Annotated in this window: 20 protein-coding genes; 17 read left to right on the top strand and 3 right to left on the bottom strand. The window is 63.4% G+C overall.

Going from position 1 to position 17,694, the window contains the following annotated elements:
• Positions 1-42 precede the first annotated feature (42 nt).
• The 6 genes from I2I01_RS13680 to I2I01_RS13655 all read left to right on the top strand — a co-directional run bounded on the left by I2I01_RS13680 (position 43) and on the right by I2I01_RS13655 (position 4,552).
• Positions 43-402 carry a hypothetical protein gene (locus tag I2I01_RS13680; RefSeq protein ID WP_196287043.1) on the top strand — a complete coding sequence of 120 codons (360 nt, stop codon included), beginning with the start codon at positions 43-45 and terminating at the stop codon, positions 400-402.
• A 152-nt stretch (positions 403-554) separates the two neighbouring features.
• Complete coding sequence (locus I2I01_RS13675) at positions 555-1,013, top strand: SUKH-3 domain-containing protein (protein WP_196287042.1); 459 nt, start codon at positions 555-557, stop codon at positions 1,011-1,013.
• Between the two features lie 168 nt (positions 1,014-1,181).
• Positions 1,182-2,084 (top strand): helix-turn-helix domain-containing protein, encoded by a 903-nt coding sequence (locus I2I01_RS13670; RefSeq protein WP_196287041.1) that lies wholly within the window; start codon positions 1,182-1,184, stop codon positions 2,082-2,084.
• A 91-nt stretch (positions 2,085-2,175) separates the two neighbouring features.
• A complete protein-coding gene (locus I2I01_RS13665; protein WP_196287040.1) occupies positions 2,176-3,033 on the top strand; it encodes an oxidoreductase in 858 nt (285 codons plus the stop codon).
• Between the two features lie 395 nt (positions 3,034-3,428).
• Positions 3,429-3,851: a hypothetical protein gene (locus tag I2I01_RS13660; protein ID WP_196287039.1), complete on the top strand. Its 423-nt coding sequence runs from the start codon at positions 3,429-3,431 to the stop codon at positions 3,849-3,851.
• 137 nt (positions 3,852-3,988) lie between these two features.
• Positions 3,989-4,552 (top strand): DUF4142 domain-containing protein, encoded by a 564-nt coding sequence (locus I2I01_RS13655; protein ID WP_196287038.1) that lies wholly within the window; start codon positions 3,989-3,991, stop codon positions 4,550-4,552.
• Positions 4,553-4,585: 33 nt separating this feature from the next.
• Here the strand turns inward: I2I01_RS13655 and I2I01_RS13650 are convergent, their stop codons facing one another.
• Entirely contained in the window at positions 4,586-5,137 is a 552-nt protein-coding gene (locus I2I01_RS13650) for a cupin domain-containing protein (protein ID WP_196287037.1), read from the bottom strand.
• 472 nt (positions 5,138-5,609) lie between these two features.
• On the opposite strand from I2I01_RS13650, the gene I2I01_RS13645 reads away from it, so the two are divergent.
• From I2I01_RS13645 to I2I01_RS13630, 4 genes are all read left to right on the top strand, one after another.
• Complete coding sequence (locus I2I01_RS13645) at positions 5,610-6,506, top strand: DUF5694 domain-containing protein (protein WP_196287036.1); 897 nt, start codon at positions 5,610-5,612, stop codon at positions 6,504-6,506.
• A gap of 63 nt (positions 6,507-6,569) precedes the next feature.
• Positions 6,570-7,283 carry a DUF3826 domain-containing protein gene (locus I2I01_RS13640; RefSeq protein ID WP_196287035.1) on the top strand — a complete coding sequence of 238 codons (714 nt, stop codon included), beginning with the start codon at positions 6,570-6,572 and terminating at the stop codon, positions 7,281-7,283.
• A 97-nt stretch (positions 7,284-7,380) separates the two neighbouring features.
• A complete protein-coding gene (locus I2I01_RS13635; RefSeq protein WP_196287034.1) occupies positions 7,381-8,649 on the top strand; it encodes a cation:proton antiporter in 1,269 nt (422 codons plus the stop codon).
• A gap of 180 nt (positions 8,650-8,829) precedes the next feature.
• Positions 8,830-9,558 carry a potassium channel family protein gene (locus I2I01_RS13630; RefSeq protein WP_196287033.1) on the top strand — a complete coding sequence of 243 codons (729 nt, stop codon included), beginning with the start codon at positions 8,830-8,832 and terminating at the stop codon, positions 9,556-9,558.
• A 157-nt stretch (positions 9,559-9,715) separates the two neighbouring features.
• On the opposite strand, the gene I2I01_RS13625 is transcribed toward I2I01_RS13630, so the two are convergent.
• Positions 9,716-11,776: an ExeM/NucH family extracellular endonuclease gene (locus I2I01_RS13625; RefSeq protein ID WP_196287032.1), complete on the bottom strand. Its 2,061-nt coding sequence runs from the start codon at positions 11,774-11,776 to the stop codon at positions 9,716-9,718.
• A 76-nt stretch (positions 11,777-11,852) separates the two neighbouring features.
• Positions 11,853-12,272: a hypothetical protein gene (locus I2I01_RS13620; RefSeq protein ID WP_196287031.1), complete on the bottom strand. Its 420-nt coding sequence runs from the start codon at positions 12,270-12,272 to the stop codon at positions 11,853-11,855.
• 102 nt (positions 12,273-12,374) lie between these two features.
• On the opposite strand from I2I01_RS13620, the gene I2I01_RS13615 reads away from it, so the two are divergent.
• The 7 genes from I2I01_RS13615 to I2I01_RS13585 all read left to right on the top strand — a co-directional run bounded on the left by I2I01_RS13615 (position 12,375) and on the right by I2I01_RS13585 (position 17,694).
• Positions 12,375-12,920 carry a GNAT family N-acetyltransferase gene (locus tag I2I01_RS13615; protein WP_196287030.1) on the top strand — a complete coding sequence of 182 codons (546 nt, stop codon included), beginning with the start codon at positions 12,375-12,377 and terminating at the stop codon, positions 12,918-12,920.
• Positions 12,921-12,982: 62 nt separating this feature from the next.
• The gene (locus I2I01_RS13610; protein ID WP_196287029.1) at positions 12,983-13,630 is read left to right on the top strand and encodes a YhcH/YjgK/YiaL family protein; all 648 of its coding nucleotides are present in this window, start codon (positions 12,983-12,985) and stop codon (positions 13,628-13,630) included.
• Positions 13,631-13,739: 109 nt separating this feature from the next.
• On the top strand, positions 13,740-15,017 hold the full coding sequence (locus I2I01_RS13605; RefSeq protein WP_196287028.1) for a TPM domain-containing protein: 1,278 nt from the start codon (positions 13,740-13,742) through the stop codon (positions 15,015-15,017).
• 158 nt (positions 15,018-15,175) lie between these two features.
• Positions 15,176-15,538 (top strand): VOC family protein, encoded by a 363-nt coding sequence (locus I2I01_RS13600; protein ID WP_196287027.1) that lies wholly within the window; start codon positions 15,176-15,178, stop codon positions 15,536-15,538.
• A 28-nt stretch (positions 15,539-15,566) separates the two neighbouring features.
• Positions 15,567-16,133 carry a GNAT family N-acetyltransferase gene (locus I2I01_RS13595; RefSeq protein WP_196287026.1) on the top strand — a complete coding sequence of 189 codons (567 nt, stop codon included), beginning with the start codon at positions 15,567-15,569 and terminating at the stop codon, positions 16,131-16,133.
• A 78-nt stretch (positions 16,134-16,211) separates the two neighbouring features.
• Complete coding sequence (locus I2I01_RS13590) at positions 16,212-16,979, top strand: creatininase family protein (protein ID WP_196287025.1); 768 nt, start codon at positions 16,212-16,214, stop codon at positions 16,977-16,979.
• Positions 16,980-17,055: 76 nt separating this feature from the next.
• Positions 17,056-17,694, top strand: a complete 639-nt coding sequence (locus I2I01_RS13585; RefSeq protein ID WP_196287024.1) for an HAD family hydrolase — start codon at positions 17,056-17,058, stop codon at positions 17,692-17,694.

Here is a 17,694-nt window from a genome sequence, read left to right as displayed (position 1 = left end):
CCTTATAAATTGCCTGCTACAAAATCTAGCTCACACGACATTATGCAAGTCAAGAGTATTCAGCACGAGGCAAAGCTGTCGTTTCGAAAGATTTGCGAATTATTAGGCAATAGCTCTTTGAGGCTAGACGATGAGATAACGCCGTTAGAAGTGCTGCGCATACGAGATTATGCATCAAGGCAAGCAGAAGCTAGAAGGAAGGATGAGCAGCAGAAGGCTATTGAGCAAGCAAAGCCTAAGGGACAAAGGAAAAAGGAGAAGAGAGCGAGAAGAGAGGCTAAACATTCCCCTAAATCGAAGCATAAGCCGGTTAATCCATTGAACCCAAACGCTTATGTTTTCTCCAAAGAGGTGATAAGCAAAGGTGTTATATATACCCCGGTTAATGGGAAGGTGAAATAGGGCCTTAAGCTTCTTCAGTCGCCTTCGCCCCGGGGGCGGCTGGGGTGGTGTTGAGGTGGCTCGCGCCATTAGGTAGAAACACGAAGCATCGCTCAGCCGCGGCGGGACCGGGGGCGGCGGGGTGGGGTTGGGGCTATTCGTAAGTTTCGGGTATGTATAACTTCTCACCTTCCACGCTTGCATACCTAACCCAAGCCGGCTGGGAGGTTGGGCGAAAGGAGTGGACCATCAAGTACCGCGCTTTTCTGAGCGGTGAGGGCTATGACTGGTTTCCCGCAGTAGCTGATTTTCTGGCTGAGTTTGGCGACCTCCTGATAAGGTTTAAGCGGGAAGACGGTAGCTCCGACACCATCGACTTGGATGCGTGCAACGCCAGTTCTGGCTTCGATTCGCGCTGGGTGACGGAAGATTATACTCGCCGAATCGGCCAGACGAAGTTCTGTGCCATTGGTCAAGCCTACAGCAACCACATGTTACTGTTCATGGACGAAGCGGGCCGAGTGTACGGCGGCTTTGATGACTTCTTATGCTTCATCGGCAACAGCGGAGCCGAAGCCATTGAGGTTATCAGCTCGAATCAGCGGGAGCGGATAAAGGAGATACCAGAGTAGTATCACTAAGCCGCTTCGCCCCGGGAGCGGCGGGGGTGGGTTTGGGGTCGCTCGCGCGGAATGGCGAGAAACACGAAGCATCGTTCAGCCGCGGCGGTGCCGGGGGCGGCGGGGGTGGGGCCGTGCAACTCACTTCCCGTGTTGGCTTGAATTTGGTAACTTCGCGGCATGTCGAAGGCCGAAAGCATCCCCGAGTTTTACCAGTACTACTTCAAGGAGCTGCCGGCTAGTTTGCAGCCTGAGGCGGGGCAGGCCAATGTGTTTCGGCTGGAAGACTCGCTGGCGCCCGGTGCCCAGCCCAAGCAGTACAGCCGCCGCGACTACTACAAGATTACCCTCATTCGCGGCCACAACGCCTACCACTACGCCGACAAGAGCCTGCAGATAGACGGGCCCACGCTCATGTTCTTCAACCCCCAGGTGCCCTACACCTGGCAGCCCCTGGCCGACGACACCACTGGGTATTTCTGCATCTTCCGCGAGGAGTTTCTGAACGCGCCGGGCGGCCAGGGCCTGCTCGACCTGCCGCTTTTCCGGCCCGGCGGCGACCCGGCCTACGCCCTCACCGCCGCCCAGGACCAGGAGGTGAGCGCGCTGTTTGAGAAGATGCTGGCCGAAATCGAATCTGATTATGCGCTGAAATACGACCTGCTGCGCAACTACGCGGCCGAGCTGGTGCACTACGCCCTGAAGCTGCGCCCCTCCACCACCCGCTACCAGCACCCCGACGCCAAGTCGCGCCTCGCAGCCGTGTTCAGCGAGCTGTTGGAGCGGCAGTTTCCCATCGAGTCGCCGGCCCACCGGCTGGGGTTGCGCTCGGCCAGCGACTTCGCCCGGCAGCTGGCGGTGCACGTCAACCACCTCAACCGCTGCGTACGCGACACCACTGGCAAAACCACCACCGCTCACATTGCCGACCGCCTCGCCGCCGAGGCCCGGGCCCTGCTGCGCCACACCGACTGGAACATTGCCGAGGTGGGCTACAGCCTGGGCTTCGACGAGCCGGCCCACTTCAACTACTTTTTCAAAAAGCAAACCGGCCAGACGCCCTCGGCTTTCCGCTTGGTTTGAATTTGGTAAGCATCGGCTTGAATTTGGTAAGCAGTGGCCTGAACGGCCGGCGGACCTTTGCAGAGTCAATCAGCAACCCAAAAACAACCCCATGGAAAAGCAAAAAGTGTGGTTTATTACCGGTGCCTCCAAAGGCTTCGGGCTCGAACTGGTGAAGCAGCTGCGGCAGCAGGGCCACCAGGTAGCCGCTACCTCCCGCAACGTGGCCGAGCTGCGCCAGGCCGCTGGCCCCGAAGCCGACGATTTCCTGCCCCTGGCCGTGGAGCTGGCCAGCGAGGCCAGCGTGCGGGAGGCCATCGCGGCCACGGTGGCGCAATTTGGGCGCATCGATGTGGTGGCCAATAACGCGGGCTACGGCCAGCTCGGCAGCCTCGAAGAGCTATCCGATGCCGAAGCCCGGGCCAATTTTGAAGTAAACGTGTTTGGCACGCTCAACGTGGTGCGGCAGGCCCTGCCGCAGCTGCGCCAGCAGGGAAGCGGACACATTCTCAACTTCTCGTCCATTGCCGGCATTATGGGCAGCTTCCCCGGTTGGGGCATTTACTGCGCCACCAAGTTTGCCGTGGAAGGGCTGTCGGAGTCGCTGGCGGCCGAGGTAGCGCCCTTTGGCGTGAAGGTTACGCTGGTGGAGCCGGGCTACTTCCGCACCAACTTCCTGGATTCTGGCTCGCTGCGCACGCCCGAAAATCAGCTGGATGCCTACACGCTGGTGCGCGAGTCGGAAGCGGTGCACCTCCAGCAAATCAGAGGCAGCCAGCCCGGCGACCCGGTGAAGGCCGTTGCCGCCATCATAGCCGTGGCCGCGGCGCCCAACCCGCCCCTGCACCTGCTGCTGGGCCAGGACGCCTACGACATGGCCAACGCCAAAATCAAGGCCTTGCAAGAAGATATGGCGCAGTGGAAGCACGTGACTGTGGCTACGGGCTTTGCCGAGCCGGCTACTGTTTAGGGGCGCGTCCCGCCGGCATGATACCCAGCCGCTGCCGCTTAGGTAGCGGCTGGTTTGTTTTTGGAGCCTAGGTACCCAGGGGCTATGGCCCCGGAGTAGCGGGAGGGGCTGTAGCTTGCGGCATGAATTCTTTCCGGAGTAGCTGCAAGGGGGCCGGGTGGCAATTGGTGTCGGCCCTGTTGGTAGCCGGTTGCAATGCAGCACCACAGGAAAAGAGTCAGGCGGCTGGCTCCGGCACCCCGCCCGTAGCCACAGCGGCCAGGTCAGAGGACAGCGTGAGGAAGCCACTGCCGGCCTTTCGGCCAGGCATCAGCTGCAAGCTTCCTATCTACCGACTTGCCAAGCTGGAGCCAGCGCCAGCCCGGCGGCTAGATTCGGCATTTGTTGCGCGGCTGGTGGTTCAGGTATCGCGGCTGCAACGCAGCTTCGGCAGTTACTCGCGCTACGACGACATATTTGCTTTGGATACCGTGGCCTGCCAGGGCTTTTTTCTGGTGTCGTGGCTGCACCGGCACGAAGACTGCTGCGAGGAGCTGTACTACCTGACCTTCGACAACGGAGAAAGAAGGCTGCTCGACATAAAGCAAGTGGCCTCCGGCGGCGCCGACGGCGACTGGCAGGCGCGCAGCACGATGCGGCTGGGGAAAGACGGACGGCTGCGCACCACAACCACCGCTCACAACGCCATTTCCCCGCGCGACGTCCGGCCCGACGGCAGCATTCTGGCCTACGAGCACACCGATGTGGTAGTAAAGGAATTTGCCCTGAACCCCAACGGCCAAATCAGCTGCGTGCTGAAAGACAGCACACGGCGTTGAGGTGCATTTGCAGCCGTCTTAGCTTCTTCAGCCGCCACGGCCGTGAAGGCAGGCGGCACAGGAATAAAGGGGCTTGCTGATTACGCAAGTATGGCAATATATTCGGCCTTCAAGCTCCTTTGCCTGTATCCCTGCTTATGAACAGCCGATATTTTGCCCCGCTTTTCCTGGCGTGCTTGCTGCAGCTAAATGGCTGCAACAACGAAAAAACGAACCAGACCACCGCCGCCGCCGCACCCCCACAAGGGTCCGCCGACCCGCTCGACCACTTCGCTCGCTTCTTCATGCCGCTGGCTGGCTGTGCCGGCATCATGGAGGTGGAGCTGGGCAAAATTGCCGCCCAACGAGCCACCGAGCCCCGTGTCAGGGATTACGCCAACCAAATGGTGAAGCAGCACACGGCCATAAACAACGAGTACCGGGAGCTGATGCGGCGCAAAGGGCTGGTGCCGCCCGATACCATGATGCGCGAGCAGCAATTGAAAGTGGACAGCCTCCAGCACATGAGCGCCGCCGAGGTAGACCGGCGCTACACCACCATGATGGTGAACGACCACGCCATGGCGGTTAAGCTATTTGATATGGCCTACGACAGTGCCCAGGATGCCGAGTACCGCGAATGGCTGGGCCGGATGCGCCAGGTGGTGCGGGAGCATCATGCGCACGCCCTGGCCTTGCGCACCGGGGCGCAGCACCATTAGTATGGCCAGCGGCCAAAGCCGCGCCTCGCGCCCTTAGTCCGGCGAGAGGCGCGGGCCGGCGGGCAGCATGCCGTGCTTGCGCATGAGGGCGTCGCGCTCGGCCTGGGTAGGGTTTTGCAGCTGGCGGGCCTCGGCGAAGTAGGTTTCCATGGTGCCGGCCGGGGCGTGCATGATGACGAGCCGGGCGGGGCCCTCGCTGGTTTTCACGAAGGCGTGGGGCACGTTGCGCGGCCCAAACAGCGAGTCGCCCGCCTTCAGGTGGAATAACTCGGCGCCAACCTGGAACTTGAACTCGCCGGCCGTCACGAAAAACCATTCGTCGAGGTTGGTGTGCGTGTGCAGCGCGGGGCCAACTTTTTCGAAGCGCGTGGTGTCGTAGATGCTCATGGCCCCGTTGCAGTCCTTCCCCGATACCTTCAGGTCGAAGTGTGCGCCCAGGAAGGTGAAGCTTTTGCCGAAACGGTCTTGGCCCGCGGGCACCAGGATGCCGGTGGCTGGTCCATCCTCGCCCCCCGATAATACAGCGGCCAGAGAGGGCACGGCGGGCAAGGCCAGCGGCAAGGCGAAGAAGGTGCGGCGTTTCATAAAGCAGAGCTGACAGGAAGCAAAAACGTGAAACAGCAGGATTTGCATTAAATATAAAAAATAATATTTGTTTATAATCAGGCTGTCGAGCATGCTGCCGGTTTCGCATCGATAAATAGAGCCCCTGAGCTTCCCTCGCTGCTTTGCCCTCGGTGCTGGGGGTGGCTAGTGTGGTCCAAGGCACCACCACGGCGGCCCAGGCCGGAAGCTCCGGCTACGTCATTCAGACGGTGGCCGCAACCCCGGAAAACCTCCTGCGCTAAGCCGCTGCTCGGGTGGCCGGTGCAGGGGCTTGGGGTTGGCAGGCTGGCTTGCAAAGCCCCTACCGGAATCAGGTGGCGTTTGGGGGCGTGCGCCTAGTGTCGGGCCGCTACCGCCTTTGACGCCGGCTGGGCGCTAGGAGAGCAGGTGAAAAGAATGGCCGGGCAGTAGCTTGCGCGACCTTTCGCTACCCGTTGCTTTCCATTCCTGCATGAAGCTCACCTTCTATCCCGGCCGTATGTTGGCCGGCGTGGTTTTGTTGGCGGGCCTGGCTGCCTGCGCCGGCACCAAAAACCAACCCGCTGCTCCAGCCTCGGCCGCTACCACCGACATCCTGCTATTGGGCTGCAGCCACTTGGCCCAGCTGTATAAGGCTGATAATCCAAACTCCGACGTGCTCACGCCCAAGCGGCAGGCCGAGCTAAGCTCCGTGCTCGACGGCCTGCAGCGCTACCGCCCCGACGGCATTTTGGTGGAAGACCTGCCCGAAAACCAGACCCGCCTCGACAGCCTGTACCAGCGCTACCGCCAAGGCCAGCTCGACCTGAACACACTGCCCGGTGGCCGAAGCGAGGTGTACCAGCTGGGGTTTGCGCTGGGCAAGCGCCTCGGGCTGCCTCGTATCTATTGCGTGAACGCACCAGGTGGCACCTCGCAAAGCATCCTGCACGAGGGTAAGAACATTGAGCTATACAAGCAGGGCACCGACCAGTGGCGCGCTTTTTCCGACCCCATTGGCCAGCGGCTGCTGGCGGGCAGCAGCACCATCGGGCAATACCTGCGGGCGGTGAATGAGCCGGCCACCCTGCGCCAGCTGCACACGCTGGTGTACCGCACCCCGGCTCGCGTCACCGAAGGCCGGCTCAAGCCCGACGAAATGGTGGACGCGGCGTTCATCAACCCCAGGTACGTGGGCGCGGAGTTCATCTCGGTGTTCTACAACCGCGACCTGAAGGTGTACTCCAACATCGTGACCACCCAGCTGCAAACCCGGCAGCGCCGGCAGCTGCTCATCATCGGGGCGCGGCACGTGGCTTCGCTGCGCGGCATTCTGGCCGACGACCCGGCGTACCGGGTGGTAGCGCCGGCGCGCTACCTGGGCCGCTAGTGGTGGCCTTGAGGTGTAATTTAGGCGTTCAAAACCGCCACCCTCTGCCTGTCCTTCCCTGCTATGAACAAACGTATTAAGACCGCCGCCCTGCTGCTGAGCCTAGGGGTAAGAGCTATTTCGGTAGCCCACGGCCAGGCCACGCCCGGCGTCGCCCAGGCCGTGGCCGACCCGGAAGCTGCCAAGAAAGCCGCCGAGTGGACGGCGGCGCTCCAGCTGAAAGACGCCAAAAAGGAGGCGGCCGTGCAGCAGGTCATTTCCACGCACCTGGCGGCCATTCGGGAGTACCACAACGCGCACCCCTATACCGAAACCCCGGCCGGCCTCAACCCCGGCACCGGCCAGCCGCTGAGCACCATGGACCGGACGCTCATCACGGTGTCGGCCATGCCGAAAAGCATTCACGACAATCTGATGGCCGGCCTGCGCCAGCAGCTCACGCCCGAGCAGGTGGAGGCCGTGCTCGACAAGTACACCATCGGCAAGGTGGCTTTCACGCTGAACGGCTACAAATCCATCGTGCCCGACCTGACGCCCACGGAGGAGGCCGTCATTGTGGCCAACCTGAAGCAGGCGCGGGAGCAGGCCGTGGATTTTAAGAACATGAAAGAGATTTCGGCCGTGTTTGAAATCTATAAAAACAAAAACGAGGCCTACTTGAACACCCACGGCCGCAACTGGCGCGAGCTGTTCAAAGCCTATGTAGACGCTGCGAACGCCAAAAAAGCCGCCGACAAGGCCAAGGCGGCCGCGGCTCCGGCCGCAGCGCCGGAGTAGCAGCGGCCCGGCTCTAATGTTGGTAGGGCCGTATGGATGAGGTATCACCATCATCGGCGGCCGCGGCTTCGCTGCGGGCTGCGGGTGCTCCTCGTTCATGCCCTACTACACCATTGCGCTGCTGCTGCTCGGCGTGGCCATCCTGGGGGTGGCCTGGCTGCCGTCGTTGCTGGAGCGCTACCCGCTTTCGTACCCCATCCTCTACATCTTGCTGGGGCTGGGAGTGTGCAGCCTGCCGCTGCACCTGCCCCCGGCCGACCCGCTGGCGCACCCGGTCTTCGTGAAGCACCTCTCGGAGCTGTGCGTGATTGTGGCCCTCACGGGCACGGGACTGAAGATTGACCGGGCGTTTTCGCTCCGCACCTGGCGCTCGCCGCTGCTGCTGGTGCTCGTGCTCATGGTGTTCATCATTGCCGGGCTGGCGCTGGCGGGGCACTGGCTACTGGGGCTGGCCCCGGCCTCGGCGCTGCTGCTGGCCGCCGCCCTGGCCCCCACCGACCCCGTGCTGGCCGGCGACGTGCAGGTGGGCGACCCCGGCGAGGGCCGCGAAGACAATGTGCGCTTTGCCCTGACCGGCGAAGCGGGCTTGAACGACGGCCTGGCTTTTCCCTTTGTGTACCTGGCCCTGGCGCTGCTGCCCACCGCCGTGCCGCTGAGCGAACGGCTGCTGCACTGGCTGTGGATGGACGTGGGCTACCGCGTGGGCATGGGCGTGCTGCTGGGGTGGCTGTCGGGGCAGGTGCTGGCGTACCTGATATTCAACCTGCCCAAGCGCGTCAGCATCAAAACCGAAGGCTACGGGTTTGTGGCGCTGGCGGTCACGCTCACGTCCTACGCCGTCACGGAGCTGCTGCACGGCTACGGGTTTCTGGCCGTATTCATTGCCGCCATCACGTTGCGCAGCCGCGAGCGCAAGCACGAGTACCACCGCCTCATGCACGCCTTCACCGACCAGATGGAGCGGCTTTTCATCGTGGTGATTTTGCTGCTGCTGGGCGCCGCCATTGCCGACGGGCTGCTGCGCGCGCTCACCTGGCCGGGCGCGGCGCTGGGAGTGCTGCTGGTGTTGGTGTTGCGTCCGCTGGGCGGCATGCTCACGCTCATCCGGTCGTCGCGGGTGAACCTGGCCGAGCGGGCCGTGATTTCCTTTTTCGGCATTCGGGGCATCGGCTCGGTTTTCTACGTGGCCTATGCGCTGGGCGAGGCCGACTTCCCACAGGCCCGCCAGATTTGGGCCGTGCTGGCCTTCACCATGCTGCTGTCCATCACGGTGCACGGCATGCTGGCCACGCCCGTCATGAACTGGCTCGACCGCCGCCACGGCCGCCAAACCGCGGCCGAGCTTTCGCAAGCCCTGGCGGAATAGAAAAACGGGCGGTGCTCAACGACAAAAAGCCCGCGGCGGACGACGTCAGGAACCTTCCCGTCGAAGCAGGCGCCCAGCCACGCACCCCTCGGAAGGCCGGGTGCGTTGAGCAAAGCAGAAGCGTGTCGGCTGGCCGCGAGAGGCAGGCTAGCTGGTTAGTTTTGTTTTCTGCTCCACAAAATGAATACGGCCATGGATTGGAAGGATAAGGAAGCACTACCCCAGCCAATTCCTGCTTCGCAAGCCGCATCCACATGGCGCACTCGCCTGGCGGAGTGGCAGGATGCCGCCCGCGAACCCGCCCTGAGCGTGCTACTGGCCGTGCAGGTGGTGTTCATCTTCGTGGTGGAGCCGCTGGTGAACACGGGCGTGCTGCCGCACTGGCTGCTGGAGGTGTTTCAGCTGCTGCTGCCGCTGGTTTCTTTTTTTGTGATGCCCCGCCGCAGCAAGGTGCGGCCGCTCATTCTGCTCACGGCGGGTCCCATTCTGGCCCTGGAGCTCATTGAGGACGGCGTGTTTGCCGGCCTGCTGCTGCGCATGCTGGTTACGGTGGCCATCACCATTCTGGTGGCGCGGGCCGTGTTCCGGGCCGAAAACGTGACCACGCACCAGTTGCTGGGCGCCGTGGTGGTGTACCTGAATCTGGCCCTGCTATTCATGGGCATCTTCTCAGCCATCCGGCACGCCGTGCCCGCGGCCTTCGAAACCTTCACCCACCAACCCCTGAAGCCGGGCGAATTGCTGTACTACAGCATCACCACGCTCACCTCCACCGGCTACGGCGACCTCCTACCCGTGCACCCCCTGGCCCGCAGCATGTCCAATCTGGAGGCCGTGTCGGGCCAGCTGTTCTTGGGCACCTTCCTGGCCCGGGTGGTCACGCTGCACGGGAGGAAGAAGCGGAGTTAAGAGTTAAAAGTGAGGGCTTAGGCGTCTGTCATCCTGAGCGCAGCGAAGGACCTTATCAAGTTAGAACGGCTTTCGTTCAGCGGTGAGAAGGTCCTTCGCTGCGCTCAGGATGACAGACGCTCCTAATTCCTCGCTTCTGGCTCTCAACCCAAACTTCCTACTCCTTCATCACCCGCCGCGTCTGCTGGTACCCGGTGCCGCTCAGCTTCAGCACGTAGATACCGGGGGCCAGGTGGGCGGTGTATTCGCGCAGCTGGCTTTGCAGGGCCGCGGGCGTGCCTTGGAGCGAGAGCATGGGCGTGCCCTGGGGCAGGGAGAAGTCGAGTGTGAGGCGGCCGACGCGGGCCGGCACATCGGCCAGGCTGAAGGGCACCTGCCCGGCGGGCGGGTTGGGGTACACAAACAGGCGCGAGGTGGGCCGCGAGGTGTTTGCGTTGGTCATGCCCGAGAAATTCACCCCAATGAGCACCGGGTCGTGGTCGGAGGAGCGAAACGGGGTGTTGATGTCGGTGGCCGCGCCGGCGTTGGAGTACTCCAGCACGCTGGGCTCGGCCGAGTTGATGTGCCACTTCTGCACGTCGATGAAGCCCACCAGGTTGTTGGTAATCACGGCGTGGTCGAGCGAGCCCGTGAGGCCCTTGAACACGTAGGAGGCACTGGTGGGCGGCGTGGCCGGCACCAGCCCCGCGGCCCGCATAATGTCCATGGGGTCTTCCTCGTAGTTAGCGTTGTAGTCGCCGGCGCTCACCACGCGGGCCGCCCCGGCCGGAATCACGGTCTTGTTGATGAACTGCACCAGCGCGGCGGCCTGCAGCTTGCGGCGGGCGTTGGAGCCGCCCTGGCCGTCGTTCTGGTCGGCGTCGGCGCCCTTGCCACTGCCCTTGCTCTTGAAATGGTTGATGACGAAGCCCAGCGTATCGGGCCGCTCCTTGCGCTTGGTGATGAAAATCTGGGCCAGCGGCGGGCGCTCAAACACGTCGGGGGTGGTGAAGAGCAGCGGCGGCCCCATAGGCGCCACCACAGCCGGCTTATACAGGATGGCGCAGTGAATGAGGTCGGTGTTGTTGGGCTGGTGGTTGGCGTCGCCGTCGTTCACAAAAATGTAGGTACCCGCGCCCATCACCTTGTTCAGGCCGTCCACCAGGTCCTGAATGGCCGAAGTGGAGCCATTGCCGTCGTTTTCAATCTCGGTGAGGCCCACCACATCGGCATTCATCTGGCTGATGGCCAAAATAATTTTGGCCCGCTGCCGGGCAAAATCCTCGGGCGTTTTGGCCCCGCGCGGCGTGGGGAAGCCGCCGCCCACACCGTCGCCGTTGAAGTAGTTGAGCACGTTGAAACTGGCCAGCTTCAAGTCGAGGGTGCTAAACACGGGCGGCCCCTTCGGCCGCGAGGTGCGCACCACCGGCGCCGCCTCGCCCGGCAGCGGCTGCACGCGCCACTTGCCATACCCGTAGCCCATGATGCCGCGCAGGCCCGTGAGGGTGCTGCCAATGCGCACCGTGCCGGTGTTGGGGTCGAGGTAGGGGGTAGGGGAGGGGTTATTGGCCGAGCTGCCGTCATCGAGCACCAAGGACTTGTCCTCGTTGGCTTTCTGGTAGGCGTTCACGGCGGCCACGTTGCTGGTGCCGCTGCTGTGGGTGCCGGTGGCGGGGTCGTCGTTGGGGTCGATAAACTGCGTGGGCTGGTAGGTGAGGCCCTGGGCCGAAACGGTAAGCTCGCCGCGCTGCTTGAGGCTGTAATTATCCGTCACCGTCATGGGGGCCGAAAACTGCACCCGCATGCCCTCGTACCGCTCGGCGTTGGCGGCCGAAAACGTGGTGTTGTCGATGGTGACGAAGGCCGGCAATGCCTGGCCCGAAGCCAGTACTTCAATGCTGGGCTCCGTCAGAATGGCTTGGTTGAAGGAGGGTGCGCCCGCATCCTCGCGCACCACGCCGCTGATGCGCACCTTGTCGCCGATTTTCACGGTGGGGTTGGGCGCCACCACAAACAGCGCGTCCGAAGTAGCCGGGTTGCCGTCGGCCGTGGCCGTTTCGTCCTGCACGTAGAAGCCGGCCGGGTTCAGGCCCGCGTACACGCCCGTCACCACCGCCTCGATGGTGTAGGTGCCGGGCTTGGCGGCCGCACCGCTGCCCTGAATGGCGCCAATGGGCGTGGCACCGGCCGCACCAGCGCCCAAAATAAAGCCAGTAGAAAGGAGGAGCTTACCGAGCATTAAGCAAGAAAAAAATAGGATGAAAAGCGGGCTAAAGATAGACCCACAATCATTCTAAGCGGTAGCCCGGCTGATTTTAGCTTACCTGTTGCCCCAGCCACTGGGTAGCCTGGGCGTCGGTGTCGAAGGTGCGATACGTCAGGGGCAGGCCCTGCACATTGGTGGTGACGAAGGCCGTGGCCAGCCGCACCAGCACATCGGGCGACACCACCACGGCACCGAAACGGTAGCCACCCTCGGCCACGGCGCGCGGCAGCCAGTCGGCGGCCACCCACTGCTGCTCGGCTGGGGTGAAGGGCATCATGTGGATTTGATTGATGAGAATGCGGCCCCAGCGGCGCTGTTGCAGCCCGCGCAACATGGCGTTGAACAAGCCTTGCGTGTCGGCCAGGGTGCGGCGCTTGCTGCTCCAGGTGGTGCGCAGAAAGCCCGCGGCATCCGCTTCCAAACGCCCCGCCTGGTTTTCAAAAAGTAGCTCAGGCGTTGGTCGATTCATCAAGGCAAAGGTACCGCCGGGCTTTGTTTCGGTGGCTTGTTTTTAAAATGAAATAGCCGGCCTCGCCGACGCGCCCGGCTTAAAAGCCGTATACTGCGGCCTATGATTCCGCTGATAACCCAAACGCCCCGCCTCACCATTCTGGCCGCCAGCCGTGCGCTGCTCACGGCCGAACTGCACAAGCCCCACTACTTCCCCGTGCTGCTGGGCGCCGCGCTGCCCGCCGACTGGCCCTCGGGCGAGTACGACCGCGCCACCGCCGAACACGCCCTCGAAAAGCTCACCGAAGGCGGCCGCCACGCCGCCGGCTGGTACGGCTGGCACGCCCTGCGCAAAGCCGAGGGCGACACGCCCCGCACCCTGGTGGGCAGTGCCAGCTTCGCGGGCCCGCCCGATGCGGCGGGCACCGCCGAAATCGACTTCGCCATTGCCGCCGACTGGCGCCGGCAGGGCCTGGGCACCGAGCTGCTGGCCGGCTTGGTTGCCCACGCCGCCGATACCGGCATGGTGCGCCGCCTGGTGGCCCACGTGGCCTCCGACAACCCCGGCGCGCAGGAGGTACTGCGCCGCAACGGCTTCGAACCCACCGGTGCTGCCGACGACGGCCGCCAGCGCTTCGAGCGGGCCGTGGAGCCGGCGGCGAAATAAGCTCTTTCGAAAGGGGCGGGAAGGCGCCGGGTGTGGCCTACATTTGCCGCATTCCTCCCTATATGCCCGGTTATTCCATGAAAAACGCGCTGCTGAAATTCGGTTCCTTCGTGCTGCTCCTCGCCCCGCTGGGCTGCAAAACCAGCAGCCCGGCTGCCACGCAAGCCACCACGGCCGAGGAATGGACGCCGAAAAAGGCCGATAAGTGGTTTCGGAGCCGCGTGTGGGCCAATGGGCTGAAGCTGAACGTGCAGGAATCGGTGGATAAGGTGGAGTTTGCCAAGCAGTATGCCGCCAACAAGGCAGCCTGGGACAAGGCCTTTGCCTACTTCCGCGACACCAACCTGGAGGAACTGCCCGTGGGCAAGTACCCCATCGACGGCGACAACGTGTTTGCCGCCGTCACCGACAACCCCACCAAGGAGTACGCCGACACCAAGTGGGAGTCGCACCGCAAGTACATCGACATGCAGTACGTGGTGCGCGGCGCCGAGAAAATGGGGCAGGTGCCGCTGGCGTCCGCCACCGTCACCAAGCCCTACGACGAAGCCCGCGACGTGGCCAACTACAGCGCCGAAGGCCCGCAGTACGAAGCCAAGCCCGGCACCATTTACATCTTCTTTCCGCAGGACGTGCACCGGCCCAACATCAAAGCGCCGGGCTTCGACAAGGACAAGAAGGTGGTGGTGAAGGTGCGCGTGGCGCAGTAGAAAGCCTGAGGCGCCGCCTACCAGGGCCGTAGCTTCTTGACAGCCAAACTGGCACTGGGGCCGTAGAAGGCGGAAGAAACCCTTCTTCCACTTCACTTCCCCCTGCGCTATGTCTAAACTGCTGTTTCTCGTTTTCCTGTTTGTGTCGGCTGGGCTGGGCGTGCCCGCGGCCGCGCAAACCGGCACATCCGACGTGCCGCCCCGGCCCAACCCGTTCCATTTTGTGAACGACGAGGCCAACCTCATGGCCCCGGCCGACGCCAAAAAGCTCGACAACGGCCTGCGCCGCTACGCCAATAACAACGGCACCCAGATTGTGGTCGTGACCGTGCCCTCGCTGGGCGGGCGCGACGTGGCCGCCTACGGCAAGGCCATTGGCACCGCCTGGGGCGTGGGCCAGAAAGACAAAAACAACGGCGTGGTCGTCCTCATCAGCGCCCAGGACCGCAAGCTCAGCATCCAGCCGGGCAGCGGCCTGCAAAGCACCATCACACCAGAAGTCACCCAGCAGGTTATTGCCCAGATGGGGCCCAACTTCAAGCAGGGCAACTACTTCGCCGGCCTGCGCACCGGCCTCAATACTCTGATGGCCGCTGCCGACCCCAACGCCGGCCAGCGCCAGCAAGCCGGCAGCCCGGCTACCGGCGCCGGCACGGCTGCCAGCACTGCTGCCACCGAGCCCACGCAGTCGAGCCTCGACCAGCAAACCACTACCTCGACCACCACCAACGACCCCATCATGGCGCCGCCGGCCGAGCCCGCCTCGTCGGGCCCCGGCATGGGCACGCTGCTGATTGGTGGTTTGATAATCGGCGGCATTCTGTGGTTTGTGATAAAGATGTTCCGCGGCCGCAGCGCGGCCAACAACCAAGCTTCTTACAATAACCCGTCGGGTGGCACGCCCAACTTCCTGCCCAACCGGCCAAATGGCCCCAGCGGCGGCTACAGCCAGGCCCCCGGCAACTACGGCCCCGGCTACGGCCAGGCGCCCGCATCGGGCGGCGGCATGGGCGTGGGCGGCATGCTGGCCACCGGCGCGGCCGCGGCCGCCGGTGCCTACCTCGGCAACCGCATGGCCTCGGGCCACGACACCTCGGGCAACAGCTACATGGGCGATGGCAACAACTCCAACCTGAACGCTGGGGCCGGAGCGGCTGGCATGGCTGGTGCGGCCGGCTCGTCGGCAGGCAGCGACTACTTCTCGAACCGCGACGGCGGCACGGCCGACAGCGGCGGCACCGACTATTTCTCCGATGCCAACACCGCTTCGGACAACTCCTCGGACTACTTCTCTTCCGACGACAACTCTTCCTACGACGACAGCTCGTCGGGCGACATGGGCGGCGGGGGCTTCGACAGCGGCGACGATAACAGCGGCTCCTGGTAAGCCGCTAGCTGAGCCGATAAGTATAGCGGGCTCTCATGCGCAAAGCATGGGAGCCCGCTTTGTTTTTAGGGCAGGACAGCTGCCCTAGAATTGGCCGCGTGCTTGGGTAAAATCGCCCTATCTTTCGCCCTCACTTCATCGCCCAAAACGACTGCCCAATGCTACAAGGACTGCGCACCGTGGTGTATCCGGTAGGAGATTTAGCCAAGGCCACGGCCTGGTACAGCACCGCCCTGGAGCAGGCGCCCTACTTTGAAGAACCGTTTTATGTCGGCTTCAACGTAGGTGGCTACGAGCTGGGCCTGATACCCCAAAACACCGCCGCCGGACAGGCCGGCCCCACCGCTTACTGGGGCGTGCCCGATGCCGCCGCGGCCTACGCCCGCCTGTTGGAACTCGGTGCTCACCCCAGCGAGGAAGTGCAGGACGTGGGCAGCGGCATCCTGGTCGGCGCCGTGCTCGACCCGTTCGGCAACCTGCTGGGCGTCATTCAAAACCCGCATTTCAAGCTGCCCGCCTAAGCCGGCGGCCTTGTTTTCCACTGCTGCTATGAGCGTCACCAGCCCCGCCCTGCCCGCCGTCCCCGTCCTCGAAACCAGCCGGCTGCGCCTGCGCGGCTTCCGCGCCGAGGACTTCGATACCTGGTTTGCCATCAGCCGGAGCATCGAGTACCACCGCTATTTCACCCCCGAACCCATGCCGGCTGAGGAGGTGTGGAAGCTGCTGCTGCGCAGCGCCGGCCACTGGGCCGTTATGGGCTACGGCTTCTGGGCGGTGGAGGAGAAGGCCACTGGCCGCTTCGTGGGCGGCATCGGCTTCCTCAACCTGAAGCGTGACATCGACCCTCCCCTGGGCGACGCCCCCGAAATGGGCTGGGTGCTCGACCCCGCCATCCACGGCCGCGGCTACGCCACCGAGGGCGTGACGGCCGCGCTGGAATGGGCCGAAAACCACTTCGGCCCCACCCGTATGGTATGCATCATTCACCCCGAAAACCTGCCCTCGCTGCGCGTGGCGGCCAAGTTCGGCTTCCACGAATACGCCCGCTCCACCTACCACAGCGCGCCCATTGTGCTACTGGAGCGGCCGGCATCAGAGTTAAAAGTGAAGAGGTAGAGGCTAAGAGTTGCCGCTTTTGCAACACTTGCTACTCAAAATTAACTTTTAACTCCTAACTCTTAACTCATCCATCCCATGCCTCCCCGCCCTTACATCCTCGCCGAAGCCACCTGGAAAACCGTGCAGGCCAATGCCTACCAGGTGGTAGTGCTGCCCTGGGGCGCCACCGAAGCCCACAACTACCACCTGCCCTACGCCACCGACAACATCCAGTCGGACTACGTGGCGGCCGAGGCGGCACGCAAGGCCTGGGAGCAGGGCGCCAAAGTGGTGGTGCTGCCCTGCATTCCCTTCGGCGTAAATACCGGCCAGCTCGACATCACCCTCGACATCAACATGAGCCCCAGCACGCAGCTGGCTTTGCTGCGCGATGTGGTGCAGGTGCTGGCCCGCCAGGGCATCCCCAAGCTCGTCATTCTGAACGGGCACGGTGGCAACGACTTCCGCCAGATTCTGCGCGAGCTGCAGGCCGAGTTTCCAACGGTGTTTCTAAGCACGCTCAACTGGTTTAAAGCGGCCGACCGCAACCAGTACTTCTCAGCACCCGGCGACCACGCCGATGAGCTGGAAACCAGCGCCATGCTGCACATCGTGCCCGACCTGGTGAGCCCCCTCAGCGAAGCCGGCGACGGCGCCGCCAAGCAATTCCGCATCGCGGCCCTGCGCCAGGGCTGGGCCTGGGCCCAGCGCGAGTGGAGCCAGGTATCGGCTGATACCGGTGTGGGCAACCCCGCCGCCGCCACGGCCGAAAAGGGCCAGGCGTTCCTGGAGGCTTGCACCACCAACATTGCGCAGTTTCTGGTCGAGCTGGCAGCTGCCGACCCGCGGGATTTGTATGAGTAGAGGCAATGAAAAGTGAATAATTAACATCAGGAAGCATCCCCTGTTCATTGTTAACTATCCACTGCTAACTGATTTCATGCCTACCCAATTCGATAGTGTGATTTTTGACCTCGACGGCACCTTGTGGGATGCCTCCGAGGCCATTGCCCGAGCGTTCCAAGCCGCCAAAAACAGCGTCGACTACATTGAGAACGACGTAACCCTAGCCCAAGTGCAGGCCGTGACGGGCCAGCCCTATACCGTGGTGTACGAGCGGCTGTTCCCCAAGCTGCCGGCCGATAAGCTCGACGAATACCGCGCCCTCTGCGCCCGCCACGAGCTAACCGCGGCCGAGGAGCACGGCGGCGCACCCTACCCAGGCCTGGAAGACGCCCTGCGCTACCTGCGCGGCCAGGGCTACCGCCTGTTCATTGTCAGCAACTGCCAGCTGGGCTATGTGGAGGCGTTTTTCAAGCACAGCGGGCTGGGACATTTCTTTGAAGGCCACCAGTGCTTCGGCACCCGGCTGTTGCCCAAATCGGAGAACATCCGCGAGGTGGTGGCCCAATACGGGCTACAGGCGCCCGTGTACGTGGGAGACACGCCCGGAGACCTCGCCGGCAGCCAGGCGGCCGGCGTCCCCTTCATCTTCGCCACCTACGGCTTTGGGGCACTGAGCGAAACCGAAGCGCCCGTACGCATTCAGCAGCCCGCCGATTTGCAGCGAATACTTTAA

The organism is Hymenobacter properus (genome assembly GCF_015694735.1).
GTDB lineage: Bacteria > Bacteroidota > Bacteroidia > Cytophagales > Hymenobacteraceae > Hymenobacter > Hymenobacter properus.
Note: the sequence above shows the minus strand (reverse complement) of the source record. Positions and strands in the feature narration are given on the sequence as shown.

Coding starts and splice junctions, on each gene's coding strand:
- I2I01_RS13680 (WP_196287043.1), top strand. CDS start 43: ATGCAAGTCAAGAGTATTCAGCACGAGGCAAAGCTGTCGTTTCGAAAG.
- I2I01_RS13675 (WP_196287042.1), top strand. CDS start 555: ATGTATAACTTCTCACCTTCCACGCTTGCATACCTAACCCAAGCCGGC.
- I2I01_RS13670 (WP_196287041.1), top strand. CDS start 1,182: ATGTCGAAGGCCGAAAGCATCCCCGAGTTTTACCAGTACTACTTCAAG.
- I2I01_RS13665 (WP_196287040.1), top strand. CDS start 2,176: ATGGAAAAGCAAAAAGTGTGGTTTATTACCGGTGCCTCCAAAGGCTTC.
- I2I01_RS13655 (WP_196287038.1), top strand. CDS start 3,989: ATGAACAGCCGATATTTTGCCCCGCTTTTCCTGGCGTGCTTGCTGCAG.
- I2I01_RS13650 (WP_196287037.1), bottom strand. CDS start 5,137: ATGAAACGCCGCACCTTCTTCGCCTTGCCGCTGGCCTTGCCCGCCGTG.
- I2I01_RS13645 (WP_196287036.1), top strand. CDS start 5,610: ATGAAGCTCACCTTCTATCCCGGCCGTATGTTGGCCGGCGTGGTTTTG.
- I2I01_RS13640 (WP_196287035.1), top strand. CDS start 6,570: ATGAACAAACGTATTAAGACCGCCGCCCTGCTGCTGAGCCTAGGGGTA.
- I2I01_RS13635 (WP_196287034.1), top strand. CDS start 7,381: ATGCCCTACTACACCATTGCGCTGCTGCTGCTCGGCGTGGCCATCCTG.
- I2I01_RS13630 (WP_196287033.1), top strand. CDS start 8,830: ATGAATACGGCCATGGATTGGAAGGATAAGGAAGCACTACCCCAGCCA.
- I2I01_RS13625 (WP_196287032.1), bottom strand. CDS start 11,776: ATGCTCGGTAAGCTCCTCCTTTCTACTGGCTTTATTTTGGGCGCTGGT.
- I2I01_RS13620 (WP_196287031.1), bottom strand. CDS start 12,272: ATGAATCGACCAACGCCTGAGCTACTTTTTGAAAACCAGGCGGGGCGT.
- I2I01_RS13615 (WP_196287030.1), top strand. CDS start 12,375: ATGATTCCGCTGATAACCCAAACGCCCCGCCTCACCATTCTGGCCGCC.
- I2I01_RS13610 (WP_196287029.1), top strand. CDS start 12,983: ATGCCCGGTTATTCCATGAAAAACGCGCTGCTGAAATTCGGTTCCTTC.
- I2I01_RS13605 (WP_196287028.1), top strand. CDS start 13,740: ATGTCTAAACTGCTGTTTCTCGTTTTCCTGTTTGTGTCGGCTGGGCTG.
- I2I01_RS13600 (WP_196287027.1), top strand. CDS start 15,176: ATGCTACAAGGACTGCGCACCGTGGTGTATCCGGTAGGAGATTTAGCC.
- I2I01_RS13595 (WP_196287026.1), top strand. CDS start 15,567: ATGAGCGTCACCAGCCCCGCCCTGCCCGCCGTCCCCGTCCTCGAAACC.
- I2I01_RS13590 (WP_196287025.1), top strand. CDS start 16,212: ATGCCTCCCCGCCCTTACATCCTCGCCGAAGCCACCTGGAAAACCGTG.
- I2I01_RS13585 (WP_196287024.1), top strand. CDS start 17,056: ATGCCTACCCAATTCGATAGTGTGATTTTTGACCTCGACGGCACCTTG.